At 43.8% G+C, this 3,747-nt stretch carries 1 protein-coding gene and 1 pseudogene; both read left to right on the top strand.

Going from position 1 to position 3,747, the window contains the following annotated elements:
* Window positions 1-587: 587 nt before the first annotated feature.
* Entirely contained in the window at window positions 588-758 is a 171-nt protein-coding gene (locus F6K38_RS37140) for a hypothetical protein (RefSeq protein WP_154659886.1), read from the top strand.
* A gap of 540 nt (window positions 759-1,298) precedes the next feature.
* Window positions 1,299-1,598: pseudogene (locus tag F6K38_RS44600) on the top strand (eCIS core domain-containing protein); the annotation flags it as partial.
* Between the last annotated feature and the right edge of the window lie 2,149 nt (window positions 1,599-3,747).

The raw sequence follows: 3,747 nt of genomic DNA, 5'->3' as shown, positions 1-3,747 counted from the left end.
GTTCTTGAGACAGCTGCTGCACTAACTGGTCTCTAAGCTGCAACTCTTCCCGCAAGTGAGATACTTCCGTTTGCAGAGCTGATCTCGATAGGGTTTCAATCTGCCTCACCATGGCTTACCACTCCAACTAAATATACAATTTCCAATAGTAGATGGCGACCGGGGGTGTCGATCACTGATCACAAAATATACTGTTGCAGCTAATGTACCATCCAAACCCGGCAATTGACCATCTAAAACTCTTGTAGGGTGGGCAAATTGACTCGAATCCAGAGGATTTGGTCAGATGACATGTATTTGCCCACCCTACCCCGATTCCCGACTCCCGATTCCCGACTCCCGATTCCCGACTCCCGACTCCCTTTGCTATAGAAGAATTGTTGTTAATAATTGTTTCTTATACGGTGCGAGTAAGTAATTCTTGGTTTAACCTGGCTTAGCATTTGTATATTAATGAAGCCCAAAGGATTCCCCAAAAAAAGTCTTTTGTAGGGTGGGCAAATCGACAGTATTCCTGATCTAATGGTCAGATTCACAGAATTTGCCCACCCTACGCCTTGTAGCAAATGCACAGGATAACGGTACTGATGGTCAGATTCACAGAATTTGCCCACCCTACGCCTGATATTGTTTTCTTCAAGGGTACAGGGGATGTAAGCATTCAGCCGTCAGCTAATGCGCTACGCGCACGCAAAGCGAACAGCTATCAGGTGATGGGGGGATGCGTCAACCTTCGACGCCGGTTTACGGCACGGTAGGGATAGTGTAAAACGAGCAGGGATTTTCAACCAGCCGTACCAGCACCCCCCAGCTTGTTTACTACCTGCCATTGATTAGCTGACGGCTGACAGCTGATAGCAGAATACTTACCAAGGAAAATAGAACAAGCTATGCGCACTACTCATACCTATAAACCGAAATATTCTCACTCTACCTCTAGGACAATTGCTCAAAAAAAGAAAGACTCCAGAGTGATTGGTTATAGAGAAATATTGGAAGCCGAGGAAAGGGAGTGGAACGCGGAAGAGGCGGTCGGGGAATGGGGAAGTATGAGTGCGAATGTGATGCGCACCTTAGAATCAGGACAATACGTGCCCGACACAGCATGGTATGAAAAGGGGCTGCAAGCAAAGCTAAGGATAGGACTGCCGGTTGATAAAAACCAGGAAGGGGCGAAGGTCGGTGGGCATATGGTAGTGCAGCCTAAAAGGAGAATGGTGCAGCGAGCAGCACAACCGTTGACGGGGGATTCGGTGACATATGGCGAAAGCTTGAGGGCATCGAGGAGTGATAATCAAAACAAAACTGGCTTGCCTGATCGCCTCAAAGCAGGCGTTGAAAACCTCTCGGGTTACTCGATGGATGATGTGAGGGTACATTACAATTCCTCGAAACCGGCACAGTTGCAGGCATTGGCTTATACACAGGGGACGGATATTCATGTAGCGCCGGGGCAGGAGAAGCATTTGGCCCATGAGGCTTGGCATGTGGTGCAGCAGAAGCAGGGAAGGGTGAGGCCGACGATTGAAGCAAAGGGGGCTCCAGTCAACGACAACCAGTGGTTGGAAACGGAAGCCGACCGCATGGGGCAAAAGGCGGCCAAAAATTGGCAAGGCGACCACCGTAGAGGCAGCACCGAAAAAGCAGAGAAGGAGAGCCTCACCAGTAGAGTGGCACGGGCTGGAAAGCCCAACAAGGCGGGCGTGGCCTCAATTCAGAGGACAAACGACGGTAAGGGAAGGAAGAAGGGAGAGGAGTTGGCAGAGAAAGAAACGACCGAGACACAATATACAATAAAAAGCAAGCTAGGTGAAAGTTCGCATCACGTGGCATACGAGCTCAATGAAACCGATGCTTGGGTCCTTCTTTCACACAAAAATGGCGAAATTAAAAATACAATTGAACAAAGGAAAAAGACCTTAAGTTGGTTTGATCAAGAGTTGGTAGGAAAAATGGGAGACAAGCCAGTTACACTAACCTGGAATAATGAAGGAGAAGTTAAAAAGATTGAAGGTGTATTGATAGAGAGAATCCATGGCGTAGAGGTCAAAAATCGGGACATATATGGTGGTATAAATTGGGAAGGTATGTTTTTAAAGGATTGGATATTATCAAATGATAAAACCAAAATTGAAAGGTTGCTAATAACAGCCAAGCAGTTCTTGAAAGGGAATTTTGATATACATGACTTCCAGTATTGGGTAACGAATGATGGAAGCTTCAAATTAACAGACGTTAAGAGCGTGGAAAAAGCCAAACAAGGTGTAGAAATCGAATCGACTAAGGCATTGAAAAATAACGTCAGTGAGCTAGAATTTATAAACAACAACTTCGTTGCAGTCCATGAGATATACACCAAGGACTCGGAATCCAAATTAAAGAAGGTAGTCGGGGATATCAAAAAAGACAAGGACAAGTCGGAGTCTGAAACAGATAACACACCAAATATAAATCCACAGGAAAAGATAGAAAACCGGGACATGTTGCCCCACAAGGACAACCTAGAGGAAAGAAAGGAATTACAAACAGAAAAGAGAGTAATAAAGGAGGATGCAATAAAGAAAAGGGAAGGGGAGCGGGTGATAATATCACTCACGAAACTGCTTAGCAGTAATGAGGAGGATCAGCTAAGTATAAAAATAGAAGCACACGAAATTCGAAAAAACGCACGGGAAGCAGAGATAGGAATATATGGTGTGCAAAGGGACATGATAGTATATGCGAAAACATGGAGAATAAAGAAAAGAAAGGAAAGGGACAACAAAGAAGTGGAAAGTTGGTGGGAAGACTCCAGGCCAGTGTGGATATTATATGATCGGAATATCGACTAAGGAAAAGGCATACAAACCAAAAAGCAAAAAAGGTGGAAAGCAAAAAAAAAATGAGATGTAAGGGAAGGTTATACGGTTCTTACCCCAGTCACCCGAGCGCTCGCGGCACAGGTAGTGCGTCCGCTCTTGTAGGGTGCGTTAATGAAATGTGTGCGGTTCGTTCTAACTAGTGCGTCCGCTCTTGTAGGGTGCGTTAATAAAATGTAACGCACCATCTATATACAAATTGAAACCAAACTATCATTAACCAATACCATGGTGCGTTACGGCTTCAACGCTTGGTTATATCATATAATCTTCTCACCCAAACCGCCTAACGCACCCTACAAAATCCCAAAATTATATTCATTCTATATCCAAATTGAAACCAAACCATTCTCAACCAATACCACGGTGCGTTACGGCTTCAACGCTTGGTTATATCATATAATCTTCTCACCCAAACCGCCTAACGCACCCTACAAAATTTCCAAATATTATTCATAAGATATCCAAATTTAAACCCATTAAATTATACCATTTGCGCTTCGGCGCACGCTACGCGAACGAGCAAAATTTTAAGCATTTTGCTGATAGCTGATAGCTTACCTTTATTTCAATTACCCCTCAACAAAAAAAAATCTAAAAACCCTTGACAAATTAATTTATAATCATTATGATTATATTTATTAACCTAAAAACAATTATTCGACTATGCCTCAAAACTCTCAGCCAAATTCAAACAATAATTCAAACGGATTCATTGTTCCGTACATTTTGAAGGGGTCTCGCGAGCAAATAACCCATACGGTGTATATCCTTAATGGCTTGGGCTACGCTCAACTTACTGACTGGGGTCCTCTTCAGCCGACGGGAAATCCAGGAGAATTTATTACGATTATGATCAGATATTGGATTTGGCGTTAAGACCTTAAAT

The organism is Moorena sp. SIO3B2 (assembly GCF_010692525.1).
GTDB classification, from domain to species: domain Bacteria; phylum Cyanobacteriota; class Cyanobacteriia; order Cyanobacteriales; family Coleofasciculaceae; genus Moorena; species Moorena producens.
The sequence above is the reverse complement of the archived record's forward strand: the minus strand, read 5'-3'. Positions and strand labels throughout refer to the sequence as shown.

Bases quoted from the DNA above. Each gene is read 5' to 3' on its own strand.
- F6K38_RS37140 (WP_154659886.1), top strand. From the start codon at position 588: ATGGTCAGATTCACAGAATTTGCCCACCCTACGCCTGATATTGTTTTC.